This window comes from Stutzerimonas azotifigens DSM 17556, assembly GCF_000425625.1.
GTDB classification, from domain to species: domain Bacteria; phylum Pseudomonadota; class Gammaproteobacteria; order Pseudomonadales; family Pseudomonadaceae; genus Stutzerimonas; species Stutzerimonas azotifigens.
Map to the genome: position 1 here is coordinate 101,016 of NZ_AUDU01000039.1, position 18,090 is coordinate 119,105.

The following is an 18,090-nucleotide window of genomic DNA, read 5'->3' on the forward strand; positions in this document are numbered from 1 at the left end:
TCCAGCTTTCCAGCCTCCCGCCTTCAGCGGTTATTTTCCGGCGTAGGGTGGAAAACGGCCGCAGGCCTTTTCCACCGACACGCACGCAGGTGGAAAAGCGCTTTGCGCGTTTTCCACCCTACGGCTCAATACCGGTAGCTATCCGGCTTGAACGGGCCGTCCACGGTCACGCCGATGTACTCGGCCTGCTTGGGCGTCAGCTTGGTGACGACGCCGCCGAAGCCCTTGACCATCTCCAGCGCGACTTCCTCGTCGAGCTTCTTCGGCAGCACCATGACGGTGACGTTCCTGGTCTTCTCCACCACCGGCAGGTCGGCGAACTTGCACTGGTACAGGTGGATCTGCGCGAGGACCTGGTTGGCGAAGGAGCCGTCCATGATCCGGCTCGGGTGGCCGGTGGCGTTGCCCAGGTTCACCAGGCGGCCCTCGGCGAGCAGGATCAGGTAGTCGTCGTTGGTCGGGTCGACGTCCTTGCCGGTGCGGTGGATCTTGTGCACCTGCGGCTTGACCTCTTCCCAGCCCCAGTTCTGGCGCATGAAGGCGGTGTCGATCTCGTTGTCGAAGTGACCGATGTTGCAGACCACCGCGCGCTTCTTCAGCGCCTTGAGCATGCCGGCGTCGCAGACGTTGGCGTTGCCGGTGGTGGTGACGATCAGGTCGATCTTGCCGAGCAGGGCGGCGTCGACGCAGGCGTCGGTGCCGTCGTTGAGGCCGTCCTTGTAGGGCGAGACCACCTCGTAGCCGTCCATGCAGGCCTGCATGGCGCAGATCGGGTCGACTTCGCTGACCTTGACGATCATGCCTTCCTGGCGCAGCGAGGCGGCCGAGCCCTTGCCCACGTCGCCGTAGCCGATCACCAGCGCCTGCTTGCCCGACAGCAGGTGGTCGGTGGCGCGCTTGATGGCGTCGTTGAGGCTGTGGCGGCAGCCGTATTTGTTGTCGTTCTTGCTCTTGGTGACCGAGTCGTTGACGTTGATCGCCGGCACTTTCAGGCTGCCGTTCTTGAGCATGTCCATCAGGCGGTGCACGCCGGTGGTGGTTTCCTCGGTGATGCCGTGCACGCGCTCGAGCACCTGCGGGTACTTGTCGTGCAGGATCGCGGTCAGGTCTCCGCCGTCGTCCAGCACCATGTTGGCATCCCACGGCTGGCCGTCCTTGAGGATGGTCTGCTCGATGCACCACTCGTACTCCTGCTCGGTCTCACCCTTCCAGGCGAACACCGGGATGCCGGCGGCGGCGATGGCGGCGGCGGCCTGGTCCTGGGTGGAGAAGATGTTGCACGACGACCAGCGCACCTCGGCGCCGAGGGCGATCAGCGTCTCGATCAGCACCGCGGTCTGGATGGTCATGTGGATGCAGCCGAGGATCTTCGCGCCCTTGAGCGGCTGCTCGGCGGCGTACTTGCGGCGCAGGCCCATCAGGGCCGGCATTTCCGACTCGGCGATGATGATCTCGCGACGGCCCCAGTCGGCCAGGGAAATGTCGGCGACCTTGTAGTCGTTGAAACCGGCAGGCGTCATGACAGCGCTCATGAAATGAGTTCTCCATCCGTTATGTGCGAATGGGCGCCGTTGATGCGTTCGGGAAAACGCCCCGGTCGAGCCTGACAGGACGAACCTGCTGCAGCGCCCCTCGGCCGGGTGGCGGGCACGACCGAGCGGCGTCGGTCGTGTGAAACCCGGCGAGTATAGCGGCAGCCGAGGCGCGCCCCAAGTGTTGCGCGACCGGTGCGTGCCAGGCGAACTCCGCCGCCCCCGGTGCGTCGAACCTTCGAGGGTCCGGTGAAAGAAGATGCCGGGCAACAGGCTTCACAGGAGACCCCGATGAAACTCGCCCTTGCCTTTGCGCTGCCCCTGGCACTGGCGGCCCTGCCCGCCGCCGCGAAATCCTGCTACGTGACCGCCGCCACCTCGGGGGCGGTGCCGCCGCCGGTGATCAAGGAACAATGTTTCGAATTCACCGGACTGGACAATGGCGATGCGCTGGATTGGGCATGCCGCAACAACACCGAGGAAGTTCTCAACGAGCGCCGCGAGACCCGCGCCAGCTGCCCCGGCGGCTATTTCGCCACCTGTACCGGCCGGATGACGCCCGAGAGCCTGACCAGCGCCCGCGCCACCGGCAGCCAGGGCGACCCGCAGCTGTTCGAAGGGACCATCCCGGAGGACGCGAAGATCGTCAACTACTACTACGAAGCGACCGATCACGCGCAGGCGAAGATCGACTGCGAGAGCGGCGGCGGCACCTGGGGCCAGTAGACGAGGTTTGTCCCCGGCCGGCCGGGTGCGGATAATCCGCGTCCTCTGCATTCACCAGCGGTAGGACGATGAGATTCAAACTGACCGCCGCGGCCCTGCTGGCCGCGCTCGCCGTGACGGCCTGCGACCGGGTCGATCCGAACTCGCCCCTGGGCAAGCGCACGGCCATCTTCAAGGAAATGCTCAAGACCAGCGAAGACCTCGGCGGCATGCTGCGCGGGCGCCTGGCGTTCGAGCCGCAGGCCTTCGCCGAAGGGGCGGCGCACCTCGACCAGCTGTCGCGCCAGCCCTGGCAGTATTTCCCCGAGGTCAAGGACGACGAGCGCAGCAGCGCCCGCGATGACGTGTGGGAAAAGCAGGAGCGATTCAAGGCGCTTGCCCGCGATCTCGAACAGCGCACTGCCGCGCTGGTGGAGGCGGCTGGCCGGCAGCCGCTCACCCCGGACCAGGTGGTGCAGCCCCTGCAGCGCGTCGAGGACGCCTGCGAGGCCTGCCACCAGGCCTTCCGCGCCTACTGAGACGCCGCCGCCTCGCCCCGGCGTGCCGCTTCCAGGCCGCGGCGCGCTTCGTCCAGGCGGCGCTGGCTGGCGCCGATCGCCAGGGTGTCGCCCTGGCCGAGCGCGGCCCGCAACGCGGCCTCCTCGGCGCTGACGCGACGGCTGGCGGCCTCGACCGCATCGTGATTGGACTGCAGCGGCACCAGCCCGCGACAGCGCGTGTTGAGCGCCGCCAGTTGCTCCTCCAGCGCGCTCAGGCGCACCCCGTCGCCGCCCAGGCGAGCTTCCTGGATCTGGTTGCCGAGCGCGCGCCGGCTGGCGTCGCAATCCTCCGCGGCGCTCGCCGGCAGGGGGCTCCCCAGCGGGCCGGCGCAGGCCAACAGGGCAAGAAGGGGATGGCGAAACCGGGAGTGGTTCTTGTTCGGCATTTCCTATCGACTCGCGCGCAGGGTGCGGAGTGCCCGTTCAGAAGCCGTCGATTCCGACGGCCTGCAGTTTTTCGACGAGCGCGATCACCTCGGGGTCGCCGAAGAATGCCCGCAGCTGACGGGCGCGAACTGGGCCGATGCCGTCCATCGCCTGCCAGTCCGCTTCGCTGTGCTGCCGCCAGGTCGGCCAGCCCGGCTCGGCCTCGGCGGCCTCCGGCACGGGCGCGCCCAGCGCTCGCCACCAGCGCTCGAACGGCCGGCGGCGGGCGGTCGACTGCGCCTGCAGCAGCGTCTGCACGCGCGCCGGACCGAGCCCGGCCACGGCCTGCAAGCGCTCGGCGTCGAGTTCGAGCCAGGCGAGCAGATCGGGGAGCAGGCCGGCCTCTAATAACGTCCGCCAGGCGCCCGCGCCGATGCCGGGCAGGTCCAGCCCCTGCGGCCCGCCGAGCCAGGCCAGGCGCGCCAGGAACTGCTCCTCGCAGCCCGCGGTCGGGCGCCAGCAGCTCAGCGCATGGTGCTGCCCGTCGGCGGGCGCCGCGACTGACGCGCGCTCGGCGGCGCGCCAGACCACCCCTTCCAGGTGCGGGATGGTGTGCCCGGCCAGGGTGATCGCGACCTGATCGCCGGGGCGGATGTCGAGGCGCCGCCAGCGCTCCAGCGAGCCGAGGCTGACCCGCGTGATCCGCTTGTCGTCCAGCGTCACCGGTTCGAGCTCGAGCACCGGCGTGACGCGCCCGGTACGGCCGACGCTGAAGCCGACCGCCCGCACCTCGGCCAGCGCCCGGCGCAGCGGGTATTTCCAGGCCGCCGCCCAGCTCGGCGGCTCGGCCCGCCAGCGCGCGCCCGGCGGCCGGTTGCCCTGGCGCAGGACCACGCCGTCGGTGGCGAAGGGCAGCGCTGCCTCGTACCAGTTCTGGCGCCAGTGGCGGGCCCCGGCGGGATCGGCCACCGGCTGCGTGTACCTGCCGGTGTCCGGAAAACCCAGCGCCGCCAGCCCGTCCAGGCGCTCGCGCATGTCCGCCGGGCCGTCCGGCCAGGCCCAGACGAACAGGCCGATGCGCGCCGCGTCCCGTTCGCCCAGCTGCTGCTGGCGCAGTGCACCGGCCACCCGGCTGCGCGCGTTCGCGCCGCCCGCCAAGGCCTGCACGTGGCCGTCCAGGCGCCAGTAGAGCTCGCCCTGCAGCAGCAGGTCGGGGTCGCCGGGCAGGCGCTGCAGCACGCCCGGCAGGCGTCGCACGTTGTCGGTCCAGTCCTGCCCGGTGAGGCCGTCGCCGCGGCTGATGGCCCGGGCCAGGACGCCCTGCCGGTAAACCAGGGTAACGGCCACGCCGTCGACCTTCGGCTGGATCCAGACCTCCTCGCGGGCAGCGAGCCAGGTGCGCAGTGCGTCCTCGTCGGCGAGCTTGGCCAGGCCGGTCTGCGGCACCGGATGGCGCAGCGGCCCGGCGCTGCCGGCGAGCGGCGCCGGGGCGGCGACGGCCACCTCCGGGAAGCATGCCTGCCACTCGGCCAGGCGGGCGCGCGCCTGGTCGTAGAGTTCGTCGGCGACCGGCGAACGGCCGTCGCGGTGGTAGGCGAGGTCCCATTCGGCCAGGCGGCGGGTCAGCGTCTCGCTCTCGTGGGCCGCGCGCTCGCCGCTCCACGGCGGGCAGGCCAGGGCCGGCGCGGCGAACAGCAGCGCGGCCAGGATCGTCGGGGTTTTCATGATCGGCATCCTTGCGTGTGAAAAGCGCGCGGGCCGTCCTGGCCCGCGGGGAGATTGTCCGCGCCCTCGGTCGTCGTTGCGCGGTATCGGTTGGCAATGTCGCGGCCCGGCGCCGACCGAGCCTGATGTTTCATATCAACATTGTTCATGACCCATGCGCCGGGCATTCACTACAATCGCCCCTTTTGCCGGAGTCACCCGATCGTGCAATCCGTGATCGCCATCGAGCAGCTCACCAAGACCTACGCCTCGGGGCACCAGGCGCTGCGCAACATCGACCTGCACATCCGCAAGGGCGAGATCTTCGCCCTGCTCGGCCCCAACGGGGCGGGCAAGACCACCCTCATCAGCATCATCTGCGGCATCGTCAATCCCGGCAGCGGGCGCGTGCTGGTGGGCGGCCACGACATCGTGCGCGACTACCGCGCGGCGCGCTCGAAGATCGGGCTGGTGCCGCAGGAGCTGTTCAACGAGGGCTTCGAGAGCGTCTGGGCCACGGTGCGCTTTTCCCGCGGGCTGTTCGGCAAGGCCCCGGACGACGCGCTGCTCGAGCGCCTGCTGCGCGACCTGTCGCTGTGGGACAAGCGCGACGCGCGGATCAACGAACTCTCCGGCGGCATGAAGCGGCGGGTGATGATCGCCAAGGCGCTGTCGCACGAACCCGAGGTGCTGTTCCTCGACGAGCCCACCGCCGGGGTGGACGTCGAGCTGCGCCGCGACATGTGGGAAATGGTCCGCGGCCTGCGCGAGCGCGGGGTGACCATCATCCTCACCACCCACTACATCGAGGAAGCCGAGGAGATGGCCGACCGCATCGGCGTGATCCGCCGCGGCGAGATCATCCTGGTCGAGGACAAGGCCACGCTGATGAAGCAGCTCGGCAAGAAGCAACTGACCCTGCACCTGCGCCGGCCGCTGGCGCGCATTCCGGCCGAGCTGGCGGACGAACCGCTGCAGCTGGTCGACGACGGGCACCAGCTGGTGTTCACCTTCGACGCGCAGCGCGAGCACACCGGCATCGCCGAGCTGCTCAAGCGCCTGGCCGCACACGACATCGACTACAAGGATCTGCAGACCAGCCAGAGCTCGCTGGAGGAAATCTTCGTCAACCTGGTGAGGACGCGCGCATGAATCTCTACGCGGTACGGGCCATCTACCTGTTCGAGCTGGCGCGCGCCTGGCGCACCCTGATGCAGAGCATCGCCACGCCGGTGATCTCCACCTCGCTGTACTTCGTGGTGTTCGGCTCGGCCATCGGCGCGAGCATGAGCCAGGTGCAGGGCGTGAGCTACGCCGCCTTCATCGTGCCCGGGCTGATCATGATGATGCTGCTGACCGAGAGCGTGTCCAACGCCTCCTTCGGCATCTACATGCCGCGTTACGCCGGGACCATCTACGAGGTGCTGTCGGCGCCGGTGTCGTACCTGGAGATTCTCATCGGCTACGTCGGCGCCGCGGCCACCAAGTCGGTGGTCCTCGGCCTGCTGATCCTGGTCACCGCGCGGCTGTTCGTCAGCTACGAGATCCAGCACCCGGCGATGATGGCGCTGTTCCTGGTGCTCACCGCGGTGACCTTCAGCCTGTTCGGCTTCATCATCGGCATCTGGGCCGACGGCTGGGAGAAGCTGCAGGTGGTCCCGGCGCTGATCGTCACCCCGCTGGCCTTCCTCGGCGGCAGCTTCTATTCGATCGGCATGCTGCCGGAGGTGTGGCAGAAGATCGCCCTGGTCAATCCGGTGGTGTACCTGATCAGTGGCTTCCGCTGGAGCTTCTACGGCGTCTCCGACGTCAACCCGCTGATCAGCCTGGGCATGACCCTGGGGTTCCTGGTGCTGTGCCTGGCGATCGTCGCCTGGATGTTCCGCACCGGCTACCGGCTCAAGAGCTGACGCGCAGGCGGCGTGCGCCCGCGCGTCGCCGTCACTGCTCGACCCGCACGCGCACCGGCGCCGGCCCGGCCTGCGCCTCGCTGAACACCACGGTGCGTTCGCCGAGCCGCTGGAAGGTCAGGTCGATACGCGTCTCGCCCACCTCCAGGCCGCGCAGCTGCAGGCGGTCGATACCGGTGGGCAGGCGCGGGCGCTCCACCGTCACCTGCGCCTGGCGGCCGTCGATCGATAGGCCGAGGCAGGCCTGCAGCAACATGAACACCGAGCCGGCCGCCCAGGCCTGCGGCAGGCAGGCGACCGGGTAGGCGATCGGCGCCTCGCCGGGCGCGCGCTCGAAACCACAGAACAGCTCCGGCAGGCGCATGCCGAAGTGGGCGGCGGCCTCGAACAGGCCGCCGAGCAGGCGCACCACGCCGTCGCGCTCGCCGTAGCGCGCCAGGCCCGCCGCACAGATCGCCATGTCGTGCGGCCAGATCGAGCCGTTGTGGTAGGACATCGGGTTGAAGCGCGCCGCCTCGGGCACCAGGGTGCGAATGCCCCAGCCGGAGTTGAAGGCGCGCGACAGCAGCTGCTGGCCGGCCTGTCGCCCCCGCTCGGCGTCGGGCAGGCCGCTGAACAGCAGGTGGCCGGCGTTCGAGGCGCGCACCCGGCAGGGCCGTCCGGTGCCGTCGAGCGCCAGCGCATAGAAGCGCAGCGGGTCCTGCCAGAAATGCCGCTCCACCGCCTCGCGCAGACGTTCGGCCCGGCCGCGCCAGCGGGAGGCCCGATGGTCATCGCCGCGCCACTGAGCCAGTTCGGCCATCTCCAGGAAGGCGCGGTAGGCGTAGCCCTGCACCTCGACCAGCGCGATCGGCCCCTCCGGGGTGCTGCCGTCGGCGTGGAACACCGAGTCGTGGCTGTCTTTCCAGCCCTGGTTGATCAGCCCGCTGTCCTCGCCGCGGGCATAGGCGAGCAGGCCCTGCGGATGCTCGTCGGCCTGGCCTTCGACCCAGCCAATGGCCGACTCCAGCGCCTCCCAGATCGACTCGATGAAGGCCAGGTCGCCGCTGCGCCGGGCATAGGCGCCGGCCAGCGCGACGAACAGCGGGGTGGTGTCGACGCCACCGTAATAGCGCCCGAACGGCAGCTCGTTGACCGCCGACATCTCGCCCTTGCGCGTCTCGTGCATGATCTTGCCCGGCTCCGAGTCGCGGAAGCTCGAGGTCTCCCGCGCCTGGTGGCGGGCCAGGTAGGCGAGCACGCCGCGGGCCAGCGCTGGGTCGAACCAGAGCGTCTGCAGCGCGGTGATGACGGCATCGCGACCGAACGGGGTGGAGAACCAGGGAATCCCCGCGTAGGGGTAGGGGCCGGTGGGCAGTTCGGTGGTCAGCAGCGCCAGGTCGGCCCGCGACTTGTCCAGCCAGGCCTGGAACAGGCGGCCGGACGCCTTCAGCTGCGCGCCGCGCCGCCGCCGACGGCGCATGCAGCGGCGGGCCTGGGCGGCGGCATGGCGGAAGCGGGCCTGGCTGGGCTGGTCGGCCTCGGCGCCGACCTCGAGGTACAGCGCCCATTGCTCGCCCGGCGCCAGGTCGATGCTGAACGCGGCCCAGTCCTGGCTGAGCGCCGCCGGCGCGCTGGAGAAGCTGATCGCCGAGCAGCGCAGCTGGTCGTCCAGCCCGCGGTAGCGCAGCAGCACCTCGCGTTCGCCGACCTGCGCCTGCTCCTGCTCGCCGCGCTGGGCCCGGCGTGAGCCGCGCACCTCGAACATGTCGCGGAAGTCGGCGGCGAAGGCCAGCGTCAGCGGCACCACCGCCGGCTCGTCGGCGAAGTTGGTCAGCGCCAGCCGTTCGTACAGCCGGCCGTCCCACAGCAGCCGCTTGCGCTCGATGTGGATCACCCCCTGCGGCGTGCCCGGTTCGCCGAGCACCGGCAGCGGGTGGTTGGACAGGTGCGCGGTGAAGAACACGTTGTCCTCGCTGACCGCGCTCGACAGCAGCGCCGGGCGCTGGTCGGCGATGCGCAGGCGCCAGCTCGACAGCACCCGGGTGTCGTTGCGGAACAGCCCGTCCTCCTGGCCGGCCAGGTCGCCGTAGGCGTCGGCCACCAGGAAACTGTCGCCCTCCTTGAGCACGAACAGCCGCTGCGGGCTGCCCTGGTTTTCGGATTGAGGCGTGGTGGTCATGGTGTCAGGCCGTCTTCTGCACGGGTTGATCGGAGTCGCGGCCACCGAGCAGCTTCCGGTACAGCTCGAGGTAGCGGCTGGCCATGGCGTGCGCCGAGAAGCGCTGCTCGAACAGCTCGCGCACGCGACGGCGGTCGAGCGTCCCGACCCGCTTCACGGCCTCGACCGCGGCCGCCTCGTCCGCGACGATGAAGCCGCTCGCGCCGTCGTCGACCACCTCCGGCACCGAGCCGCAGCGCCAGGCGATCACCGGCGTACCGCAGGCCATGGCCTCGATCATCACCAGCCCGAACGGCTCCGGCCAGTCGATGGGGAACAGCAGCGCGCGGGCGTTGCCGAGGAATTCGGACTTCTGCTCGTCGCCGATCTCGCCGATGAACTCCACCAGCGGATCGTCCAGCAGCGGGCGGATCACCTGTTCGTAGTATTCGCTGTCGGCGGCATCGACCTTTGCCGCGATCTTCAGCGGGATGCCTGCCTGCCGGGCAATGGCGATGGCGCGGTCGGGGCGTTTCTCCGGCGAGATGCGGCCGAGAAACGCCAGGTAGCCGCCTTCGGCGCGTTCGTGGAAGCGGTAGCTGGAGGCGTGCAGGCCGTGGTGGATGGTGCCGCACCAGTTGGCGAAGGCCAGCGGCGCGCGCTGGTGGTGGGAAATCGACACCAGCGGGAAACGGTGCCAGCGGCGGTACACCTCCGGCAGGTCGGCCAGGTCCAGGCGCCCGTGCAGGGTGGTGAGGGTGCGCTCGGCCAGGTCCTCGAAGAAGGGGAAGTGCAGCAGGTCGACGTGGAAATGCAGGATATCGAACTCGTGCGCCCGCGCCCGTACTTCGTCCATCAGGCGCAGGTGGGCGGCCAGGTCGGACTTCAACGGCATCGGGTCCAGCCGCAGCGCCTGGTCGCGGCCCGGCACCAGGCTGGCCGAGGTGTGGGCGTCGGCGGCGGCGAAGAGGGTGACGTCGTGGCCGAGCTCCACCAGGGCGTCGGTGAGGTGGGCCACGACCCGTTCGGTGCCGCCGTACAGGCGCGGCGGTACGGCTTCGTACAGGGGGGCGATCTGCGCAATCTTCATCAATGGTCTCCTTGATCAGGGATGAACAGAGCGAGAAGTCGTCAGGTTCCTCGGTAGGGAGTCGGCAAACGGGATAGGGGCGGCGCGGAAAATTTCAAGCAAGCGCAGCGGTCCGTTCGTCGGCTTCGCTTCAGCGAGATCGCCCCGGGGTCGGGCCTCCCACAAGGCCGGCTGGCACTCCCGCCATGGGAGACGCGCGCCCTCGCGGCGACCGGGTGCGGCGCCGTGCGGCGTGTTCTTCGGACAAATTCCCGCGCGGCGATTAGCATGGCGGCCGTTCCGGCACTTTCGAGGTCTTGCATGAAATTTCTTCGCCCTATCGTCATCACCGCCGTCGCGGCTCTGGCCGCCGGCCCTGCGCTGGCCTTCGACCTGAACGAGGCCGCCCGGCTCGGCTCGATGATGGCCGGCAGCGGCGCGCAGGGGCAGACCGCCCAGGCCCTGAACCTGGTGCGCACGCTCGACGACCTCGGCGTCACCCCGCAGCAGGCGCTGGGCGGCACCGGGGCGCTGCTGAACGTGGCGCGCAACCAGCTGCCGGCCAGCCAATACGACGCGCTGCTCGGGGAAGTCCCCGGGCTGAAGCGTTTCGCCGGCAGCGATGCGCTCGGCCAACTGGCCGGCCTCGGCGGCCTGCTCGGCCAATCTGGCGGCGGCGCGTCGGTCAACGGCGCGACCCGGACGGCGCTGGACAACGTGCAGACGCTGCCGCAGGCGCAGCAGGCGTTTTCCATGCTGGGCATGGATCCGGGCCTGATCGGCCAGTTCGCGCCGCTGCTGCTGCAGTACCTGGGCGGGCAGGGCGTCGGCGGGTCTTTGTTGCAGAGCCTGGGCAGCATCTGGGGGGTGGGCGAGGCGGCGCAGTAACTTGGTGCCCGCGGTGGGGCCAGCAGGATGACCTAGGGAGGAGGCGGACCATCGTCCGCCGAAGGTCGTAGTGCTTTCCTCGGCCCGGACTACAGATTGCGCCTTGCACGGCGCGTCACTTTTTCTTGTCTGGCCAAGAAAAAGTAACCAAAAAGAAGGCCACCCCGGCATCCGGGTCCGCCCGCGACGCGGCCGGACTTCCCTCGCTTCGGCGCCGCTCCGGGGGCCGTCGCGATGGGACGTCCCTGTCCCATCGCTCCTCGCTCGGCGTCCATGCCTCGCGTCCCCCTGCGCAACGCCTGCGCTCGGCCTCCTGACGGGGACGGGCTGTCGTGCCCACCTGTGGCTGAAACAGGCACGGCCGAGGGGGGGCTGCGCACCGGCTTCTTTGCTGCCTTCCAGGCACTTCTCGGGCCTCCCGCCTCTTGCCAGCCCGGCAACGGCGGGTTTCACTCGGTGCCTATGCCTTCATGGAGCGGTGGCCCCGACCCTCGATGCCCTCGACCTTACCCTCAGCTTCACCCGGTACGCTGCAACTGCAACCCGATGCCGGGGCAGTGCACCTGCGCGTTGCCGGGGACTGGACGCTGGCCCACTACCGGCATCTGCGCCAGGCGGTGGAGCGGGCGCGGGCGCCGCTGGCGGCCGACAGCGAGATCGACCTGAGCGCGCTCGGCGCGCTGGACACCGCCGGCGCCGGGCTGCTGGCGGAGCTGATCGGCCCGGCGCGGCTGGCGCAGGTCGGGCGCTGGGCGCCGGGGTTGCCGGCCGAGCGGCTGGCGCTGCTCGGCACCGTGGCGCAGGCGCTCGACCAGCCGCCCGCCGAGCTGCCGCGCGCAGGCTGGGGGCTGGCCGACCTGCTGGCGCACATCGGGCGCAGCGTGCAGAACCTGTGGCGCCAGCAGAAGCAACTGCTGGGCTTCATCGGGCTGACCCTGCAGACCCTGGCCGTCACGCTGCCGCGCCCGTGGCGCTGGCGGGTGACCTCCCTGGCCGCCCACCTGGAAGCCACCGGGCTGAACGCGGTGCCCATCGTCGCGCTGCTGACCTTCCTGGTCGGCGCGGTGGTGGCCTTTCTCGGCGCCACCGTGCTGGCCGAGTTCGGTGCCAGCGTCTACACGGTCAACCTGGTGGGCTTCGCCTTCCTGCGCGAATTCGGCGTGCTGCTGGCGGCTATCCTGCTGGCCGGGCGCAGCGCCAGCGCCTTCGCCGCGCAGATCGGCTCGATGAAAGCGCAGGAGGAAATCGACGCGATCCGCACCCTGGGCCTGAGCCCGGTCGAGCTGCTGGTGCTGCCGCGGGTGCTGGCGATGCTGATCGCGCTACCGGCGCTCACCTTCGTCGGCATGCTCTGCGGGCTGGCCGGAGGTCTTGTGGTCTGTGCGCTGACGCTGGACATCTCGCCGCTGATGTACCTGACCATCCTGCAGCGCGACATCGCGCTGAGCCACTTCCTGGTGGGGCTGGGCAAGGCGCCGGTGTTCGCCTTCGTGATCGCCGTCATCGGCTGCCTGGAGGGCTTCAAGGTCGGCGGCAGCGCGCAGTCGGTCGGCGAACACACCACCTCGAGTGTGGTGCAGTCGATCTTCATGGTGATCCTGCTCGACGCCATCGCCGCCATGTTCTTCATGGAGATGGGCTGGTGAGCGGGCCGCAGGCGCTCATCGAGGTGCGCGGGCTGGTCAACCGCTTCGGCCGGCAGACGGTGCACGAGGGGCTCGACCTGGACATCCGCCGTGGCGAGATCCTCGGCGTGGTCGGCGGCTCGGGGACCGGCAAGTCGGTGCTGCTGCGCAGCATCGTCGGGCTGCGGCGCCCCAACGCAGGCAGCGTGCGGGTGTTCGGCGAGGACCTGCTGGCGCTGTCCGGCGAGCGCCGTTCGCGGATCGAGCAGCGCTTCGGCGTGCTGTTCCAGCGCGGCGCGCTCTTCACCTCGCTGAACCTGCAGGAGAACGTCGCGCTGCCCCTGGTCGAGCACGCCGGGCTGTCGCGCGCCGACGCCGAGCGGCTGGCGCGGCTCAAGCTGGCGCTGGCCGGGCTGCCGCCCGACGCCGCCTGCAAGTACCCGGACGAGCTCTCCGGCGGCATGGTCAAGCGGGCCGCGCTGGCCCGCGCGCTGGCGCTCGACCCCGAGGTGCTGTTTCTCGACGAGCCCACCGCCGGCCTCGACCCGATCGGCGCCGCCGCCTTCGACCAGTTGTTGCTGACGCTGCGCGACGCGCTCGGGCTCAGCGTCTTCCTGGTCACCCACGACCTCGATACGCTCTATACCCTTTGCGACCGGGTGGCGGTGCTGGCGCGCCGGCGGGTGCTGGTGGCGGACCGCCTGGAAGCGGTCGAGGCGACCGACGACCCCTGGATCCGCGACTACTTCCACGGCCCGCGCGGCCGGTCGGCGCAGCGTGCCGCCGATCCCTCGAGGGAGAACTAGATGGAAACACGCGCTCACCATGTGCTGATCGGCCTGTTCACCGTGCTGGCGATCGCCGGCGGGCTGCTGTTCGCGCTCTGGCTCGCCCGCTCGAGCGTCGACCGCGACTACGACTACTACGACGTCGGCTTCAACCTCACCGTCAGCGGCCTGTCCACCGGCAGTTCGGTGGAATACAGCGGCATCAAGGTCGGGGACGTGGTCGGCCTGTGGCTGGAGCCGAACGACCCGCGCAAGGTGCGTGCGCGCATCCGGGTCTACCACAACACGCCGATCAAGCAGGACACCCGCGCACGCCTGGCGCTGGCCAACATCACCGGCGCGATGATCATCCAGCTGCACGGCGGCACGCCGGACAGCCCGCGGCTCGAAGGCAATGCGCAGAACCCGCCGCTTATCGTCGCCGATCCCTCGCCGCTCAGCGCCCTGCTGGCCAACGGCGAGGACCTGCTGACCAACATCAACAACCTGCTGGTCAACGCCAACCAGATGTTCTCGCCGCAGAACGCCCGCAACATCAGCCAGACCCTCGAGCATCTGGAGCAGGCGACCCGGGTGCTGTCCGAGCAGCGCGGCGACCTCGGCCGGACCCTCGAGCGGCTGGCCGAGATCGGCGACCGGACCGGCGCGCTGCTGACCGAACTGACCGCCCTGAGCCGCACCACCAGCGGCCTGCTCGACGAGGAAGGGCGCGCGCTGCTGGCCAGCGCCGGGCAGTCGATGCGCGCGCTGGAACGCACCACCACGCGGCTCGACCGGCTGCTGGGCGACAACGAAGGCGCGGTGGACAGCGGCCTGCAGGGCGTCGGCGATCTCGGCCCGGCGATCAACGAGCTGCGCACCACGCTCGCCGGGCTGCGCCGCGTGACCCAGCGTTTGGAGGACAACCCGAGCGCCTTCCTGCTCGGGCGGGAAAAGATGGAGGAGTTCAGCCCATGACCGCCTTTCACCGCTTGCTCGCGCTCGGCCTGCTGGCGGCGCTGTCGGCCTGCAGCCTGCTGCCGGAGGCCGAGGCCGTGCGGGTGTTCGGGCTGCCGGAACCGGCGATCGCCCGACAGGCCGCCGGTCCGGCGCCGGACGGCGTGCTGCGGGTCGACACCCCGCTGGCCAGCCGCATGCTCTCGGGGCCGCGGATCGCCGTGGTGCCGCAGGGCAGCCAGATCAGCAGCTACGCCGGCGCGCGCTGGAGCGATGCGGCGCCGCGGCTGCTGCGCGATCAACTGATCGAAGCCTTGCGCCAGAGCGGCCGGGTCGCCAGCGTTGTCAGCGAGGAAAGCAACCTGGCCGCCGACCGGGTGCTGGTCAGTGACCTGCGCGCCTTCCAGGCCCGCTATGTCGACGGCCGACCGGAAGTGCTGATTCGCCTGGAAGCGCAGCTCGCCGACGGCAACCGTCAGGTGCTGGCCAGCCGCCAGTTCGAGGTGCGCCAGCCGAGCGAGGGCGAAGCGGTGGAGGAGGTGGTGGTCGCCTTCGGCCAGGCCAGCGACCGGCTCGGTCAGGCGCTGGTGGACTGGGTGGCGACGCAGGGGCGCTAGCCGGCACCGGCGGGGAAATGACGAAGGCCCCGCCGCTTTCGCGGACGGGGCCTTCGAGGGCGGGCGTCGGGAGGTTGGCTTACAGGCCGGCCGCCTGGCGCAGCGCCTCGGCCTTGTCGGTGCGCTCCCAGGTGAAGGCGGTGAAGCTGTCCTCGCCGACCGTCATCTCGTAGGGGGGCGGCCGAAGTGGCCGTAGGCCGCGGTGGCGCGGTACATCGGGTGCAGCAGATTTCCAGGGGTTCTTTCCGGTGCTGGCGCAGCCGCCGAGCAGCAGGAGCGCGAGGATGAGCGATAGGTTGCGTGCGGTCGTAATCACCATGATCCGTAGGGGATGCCGTGCTTTTCGATATAGGCTCTGGAGGTTTCCGAAAGGGGGCGGTGGCCTCCCTGGGAGGTTCCTTCATAGGGCCCCTTGGGCTCGATTTCCGCCTGAGCGCGCAGGACTTCGATGGGCCCGCCGCAGGTGCTCATGACCCAGCCCCTGACCACACCGCCCGGTGCGAGCCCCAAAGTGAGGGCATAACGGTAGTCACTGGCTGGGCAGGGTGGATCAAGCCGTTCGCTCATCAATTGCCGGGCGCGTTCGGGAATGTCCAGGATCACCCGATAGGTCTGAGGTTCCGCCAGGGACTGCCAGCGCACGTAGATGCGCTCGGGCAGATCGGCACCATTGACGTGGCGCCCCGCGCCCCTGCCGAAGCGTTCACCCCAACCAGCAGCCTTCCCTTGGCCTTCTGGCGGGGTACGAACGGCAACTATGCCGCTGCCTACGTGGAAAAAATTATGTCCACGAATAGCTTTCACGCCGGCTGTCTCTACCCAGACCTCCATATAGTCCGGCGCCAGAAAACCCAGGTACCAGTATTTGTAGGGCAGGCTTCCGGGGTTTCTCTCGGCGCTGGCGCAGCCGCCGAGCAGAAGGAAAGCCAGGATGAGCGATAACTTGCGTGCGGTCATGATCGCTTGCCTGCTCACCATGATCCGTAGGGGATACCGTGCTGTTCGATATAGGCTTTGGAGGTTTTCGAGAGGGGCCGGTGTCCTCCCTGGGAGGTTCCTTCATACGGTCCCTTGGGCTCGATTTCCGCCTGAGCGCGCAGGACTTCGATGGGCCCGCCGCAGGTGCTCATGACCCAGCCCCTGACCACGCCGCCGGGGGCGAGGCCCAAGGCGAGGGCTTCACGGTATTCGCTGGCGGGGCAGGGCGGGTCGAGGCGCTCGCTCATCAGTTGTCGGGCGCGTTCGGGGATATCGAGAATGATCCGGTAGGTCTGGGGCTCGGCCAGGGATTGCCAGCGCACGTAGATGCGCCGGGGCAGGTCGGCGCCGTTGACGTAGCGACCTGCCCCCCAGGTCTTTCTCCAGCCGACGGCATTGCCTGTTCCATCGGTAGGCAAGTGCACGGATACGGTGCCGCTGCCTACATGGAAGAATTGATGGCCACGAATGTCTTCCACATCGGCGGTTTCCACCCAGACTTCCATATAGTCCGGGGCCAGGAAGCCCAGGCGCCAGTATTTGTAGGGCAGGCTGCCGGGGTTTCTCTCGGCGCAGCTGCCAAGCAGCAGGAACGCTAGGATGAGCGATAGCTTGCGTGCGGCCATGATCGCTTGCCTGCTCACCATGATCCGTAGGGGATGCCGTGCTTCTCGATATAGGCTCTGGATTCGGGCTCCAATGGCAAGGCGTACTGACCGTCGGTCTTGCCTTGGGAAGGCCCCTTGGGCTCGATTTCCGCCTGGGCGCGCAGGACTTCGATGGGTCCGCCGCAGGTGCTCATGACCCAGCCCCTGACCACGCCGCCGGGTGCGAGGCCCAAGGCGAGGGCTTCACGGTACTCGCTGGCGGGGCAGGGCGGATCGAGGCGCTCGCTCATCAGCTGTCGCGCGCGTTCGGGGATATCGAGGATCACCCGGTAGGTCTGGGGCTCGGCCAGGGATTGCCAGCGCACGTAGATGCGCCGGGGCAGGTCGGCGCCGTTGACATGGCGGCCTGCGCCCCAGCCCAGATTGCGGCGCCAGCCAGTGGCGTTCCCCTTGTCATCAGAGAGTATGGCGATTGATGCTGTGCCTCCGCCCATCCGATAGAAGAGGTTGCCGTGTATGTCCTCCACATCGGCGGTTTCCACCCAGACCTCCATATAGTCCGGGGCCAGGAAGCCCAGGCGCCAGTATTTGTAAGGCAGGCTGCCGGGGTTTCTCTCGGCACCGGCGCAGCCGCCGAGCAGCAGAAGGAACAGGACAAACAGCGGTGCTCTCATCGCTTTTTCTCTTGGGGCCTGTCGGCATGGCGTATCCGTCCGCGCTCGGCTGGGGCATTGACGAAGACCACATCGAGTACGCTGCCGCCCCGTCCCGCGGCGGCATTCCAGTTGGCCGACAGATGGATATAGCGCTGGCGCAGCAGGCGTTCCTCTTCCATATCCAGCGCACCGCTGCCGCTTCTGGCCCAGGCCAGCAGCTTGTCGCTGATGGGCATCAATTCGGTCGGCAGGCTCAAGTCCTCCGTGGCGGGAACATCCTTGAAAGGCACATTGGCTTCCACAGCCAGCGCATGCATGACCCGCAGATACACCCGCGAAAGGTGCCCATAGACCCGGCGCTCCAGATAGGGCGCCGCCAGCACGTATTTCATCTGGTCGCCGCGTCCGCCGCTGAACGGCGTGAAGTGTTCCCAGACGTCCGTTCCCAGCCGCGCGGTGCGGTCCCGCGGGTCGAGCAGGTCGGCCTGGCGGGCGTACTCGGTGTCGCGTTGCGCCTGCTGGTAGGCCAGGGTGCCGTATGGGCTGGTATCCCGGCTGACCCAGTTGCTGCGCGGACGCATCAGGTAGAGCCGCTCGCTGGCCAGCGGTGGGTAGCCGCCGCCCAGATCCGAATGGGCACCGGGCAGCACTATTTCCCGGTGCGGCGGGGAGACCCGGTTGAGGGCGAAATTGCGCCGAAATTCGTCGCGGGCGACCAGATGCACCACCTGGCGGGCTGCATCGGGCGCCAGATGGAGATCGATACCGCCGTTGACGTCATCGCTGGGATCGCCCCAGTCGTCCCAGCCGCCGATGGCGGCCACGGTATCGAACAGGCCGATAAAGTTGATGGCGACGTCGTCCCGCCAGTCGAAGCCGGATGCCAGGCCGAGCTTGCCCGCTCGACGCAATGTGCCCAAGGGTCCCCGCTCGCGCAGGAGGATCTGGTTGGCGAAATGCCGGGCTGCCGCCGCGCCGCGGCTGAAGCCGAAGAGATCCAGTTCCAGC

General features: G+C 69.4%; 18 protein-coding genes, 1 pseudogene and 1 riboswitch. Of the genes and pseudogenes, 9 read left to right on the plus strand and 10 right to left on the minus strand.

Going from position 1 to position 18,090, the window contains the following annotated elements; all coding sequences use genetic code 11:
* Window positions 1-125: 125 nt before the first annotated feature.
* Complete coding sequence (gene ahcY, locus H610_RS0103820) at window positions 126-1,532, minus strand: adenosylhomocysteinase (protein WP_028238450.1); 1,407 nt, start codon at window positions 1,530-1,532, stop codon at window positions 126-128.
* A 24-nt stretch (window positions 1,533-1,556) separates the two neighbouring features.
* A riboswitch (S-adenosyl-L-homocysteine riboswitch) is annotated at window positions 1,557-1,640 on the minus strand.
* Window positions 1,641-1,823: 183 nt separating this feature from the next.
* On the opposite strand from ahcY, the gene H610_RS0103825 reads away from it, so the two are divergent.
* Both H610_RS0103825 and H610_RS0103830 read left to right on the plus strand, forming a co-directional pair.
* Window positions 1,824-2,258, plus strand: coding sequence for a hypothetical protein (locus H610_RS0103825; protein ID WP_028238451.1), 435 nt, complete (start codon window positions 1,824-1,826; stop codon window positions 2,256-2,258).
* Window positions 2,259-2,326: 68 nt separating this feature from the next.
* A complete protein-coding gene (locus tag H610_RS0103830; protein ID WP_028238452.1) occupies window positions 2,327-2,776 on the plus strand; it encodes a c-type cytochrome in 450 nt (149 codons plus the stop codon).
* Here H610_RS0103830 and H610_RS24510 read toward each other — a convergent pair.
* On the minus strand, window positions 2,770-3,183 hold the full coding sequence (locus tag H610_RS24510) for a DUF1090 family protein (protein WP_051231482.1): 414 nt from the start codon (window positions 3,181-3,183) through the stop codon (window positions 2,770-2,772). The two genes, H610_RS0103830 and H610_RS24510, sit on opposite strands and share 7 nt — an antisense overlap.
* Before the next feature lie 37 nt (window positions 3,184-3,220).
* Window positions 3,221-4,897, minus strand: coding sequence for an NAD-dependent DNA ligase LigB (gene ligB, locus H610_RS0103840; RefSeq protein WP_408054989.1), 1,677 nt, complete (start codon window positions 4,895-4,897; stop codon window positions 3,221-3,223).
* A gap of 195 nt (window positions 4,898-5,092) precedes the next feature.
* Here ligB and H610_RS0103845 point away from each other — a divergent pair, with 195 nt between their 5' ends.
* Both H610_RS0103845 and H610_RS0103850 read left to right on the plus strand, forming a co-directional pair.
* Window positions 5,093-6,019 (plus strand): ABC transporter ATP-binding protein, encoded by a 927-nt coding sequence (locus H610_RS0103845; protein WP_028238454.1) that lies wholly within the window; start codon window positions 5,093-5,095, stop codon window positions 6,017-6,019.
* A complete protein-coding gene (locus H610_RS0103850) occupies window positions 6,016-6,777 on the plus strand; it encodes an ABC transporter permease (RefSeq protein ID WP_028238455.1) in 762 nt (253 codons plus the stop codon). Before H610_RS0103845 ends, H610_RS0103850 begins: the two co-directional genes overlap by 4 nt.
* Before the next feature lie 31 nt (window positions 6,778-6,808).
* Here H610_RS0103850 and H610_RS0103855 read toward each other — a convergent pair whose 3' ends face one another.
* Together H610_RS0103855 and H610_RS0103860 are read right to left on the minus strand one after the other, a co-directional pair.
* Window positions 6,809-8,938, minus strand: coding sequence for an amylo-alpha-1,6-glucosidase (locus tag H610_RS0103855; protein WP_028238456.1), 2,130 nt, complete (start codon window positions 8,936-8,938; stop codon window positions 6,809-6,811).
* Window positions 8,939-8,942: 4 nt separating this feature from the next.
* Entirely contained in the window at window positions 8,943-10,007 is a 1,065-nt protein-coding gene (locus H610_RS0103860; RefSeq protein ID WP_028238457.1) for a glycosyltransferase family 4 protein, read from the minus strand.
* Window positions 10,008-10,307: 300 nt separating this feature from the next.
* Between H610_RS0103860 and H610_RS0103865 the strand changes: the two genes are divergently transcribed.
* The 5 genes from H610_RS0103865 to H610_RS0103885 all read left to right on the plus strand — a co-directional run bounded on the left by H610_RS0103865 (window position 10,308) and on the right by H610_RS0103885 (window position 14,840).
* Entirely contained in the window at window positions 10,308-10,874 is a 567-nt protein-coding gene (locus H610_RS0103865) for a DUF2780 domain-containing protein (protein ID WP_028238458.1), read from the plus strand.
* Window positions 10,875-11,368: 494 nt separating this feature from the next.
* The gene (locus tag H610_RS0103870) at window positions 11,369-12,520 is read left to right on the plus strand and encodes an MlaE family lipid ABC transporter permease subunit (protein WP_028238459.1); all 1,152 of its coding nucleotides are present in this window, start codon (window positions 11,369-11,371) and stop codon (window positions 12,518-12,520) included.
* Window positions 12,517-13,305, plus strand: a complete 789-nt coding sequence (locus H610_RS0103875; protein WP_028238460.1) for an ABC transporter ATP-binding protein — start codon at window positions 12,517-12,519, stop codon at window positions 13,303-13,305. The genes H610_RS0103870 and H610_RS0103875 overlap by 4 nt, the downstream gene beginning before the upstream one ends.
* Window positions 13,306-14,244, plus strand: a complete 939-nt coding sequence (locus H610_RS0103880) for an MlaD family protein (protein WP_028238461.1) — start codon at window positions 13,306-13,308, stop codon at window positions 14,242-14,244.
* Window positions 14,241-14,840 (plus strand): ABC-type transport auxiliary lipoprotein family protein, encoded by a 600-nt coding sequence (locus H610_RS0103885; RefSeq protein WP_043237534.1) that lies wholly within the window; start codon window positions 14,241-14,243, stop codon window positions 14,838-14,840. The genes H610_RS0103880 and H610_RS0103885 overlap by 4 nt, the downstream gene beginning before the upstream one ends.
* Window positions 14,841-14,919: 79 nt before the next feature.
* Here H610_RS0103885 and H610_RS25320 read toward each other — a convergent pair.
* The 5 genes and pseudogenes from H610_RS25320 to H610_RS0103910 form a co-directional block, all read right to left on the minus strand.
* A pseudogene (locus H610_RS25320) lies at window positions 14,920-15,071 on the minus strand (methionine adenosyltransferase); the annotation flags it as partial.
* Between the two features lie 81 nt (window positions 15,072-15,152).
* Entirely contained in the window at window positions 15,153-15,797 is a 645-nt protein-coding gene (locus H610_RS0103895; protein WP_028238464.1) for a DUF2931 family protein, read from the minus strand.
* A 14-nt stretch (window positions 15,798-15,811) separates the two neighbouring features.
* On the minus strand, window positions 15,812-16,444 hold the full coding sequence (locus H610_RS0103900; protein ID WP_028238465.1) for a DUF2931 family protein: 633 nt from the start codon (window positions 16,442-16,444) through the stop codon (window positions 15,812-15,814).
* A 14-nt stretch (window positions 16,445-16,458) separates the two neighbouring features.
* Entirely contained in the window at window positions 16,459-17,100 is a 642-nt protein-coding gene (locus H610_RS0103905) for a DUF2931 family protein (protein ID WP_028238466.1), read from the minus strand.
* Window positions 17,097-18,090 (minus strand): phospholipase effector Tle1 domain-containing protein (locus H610_RS0103910; RefSeq protein ID WP_028238467.1); only part of this gene is annotated, 994 nt, incomplete at its 5' end. The genes H610_RS0103910 and H610_RS0103905, both read right to left, overlap by 4 nt.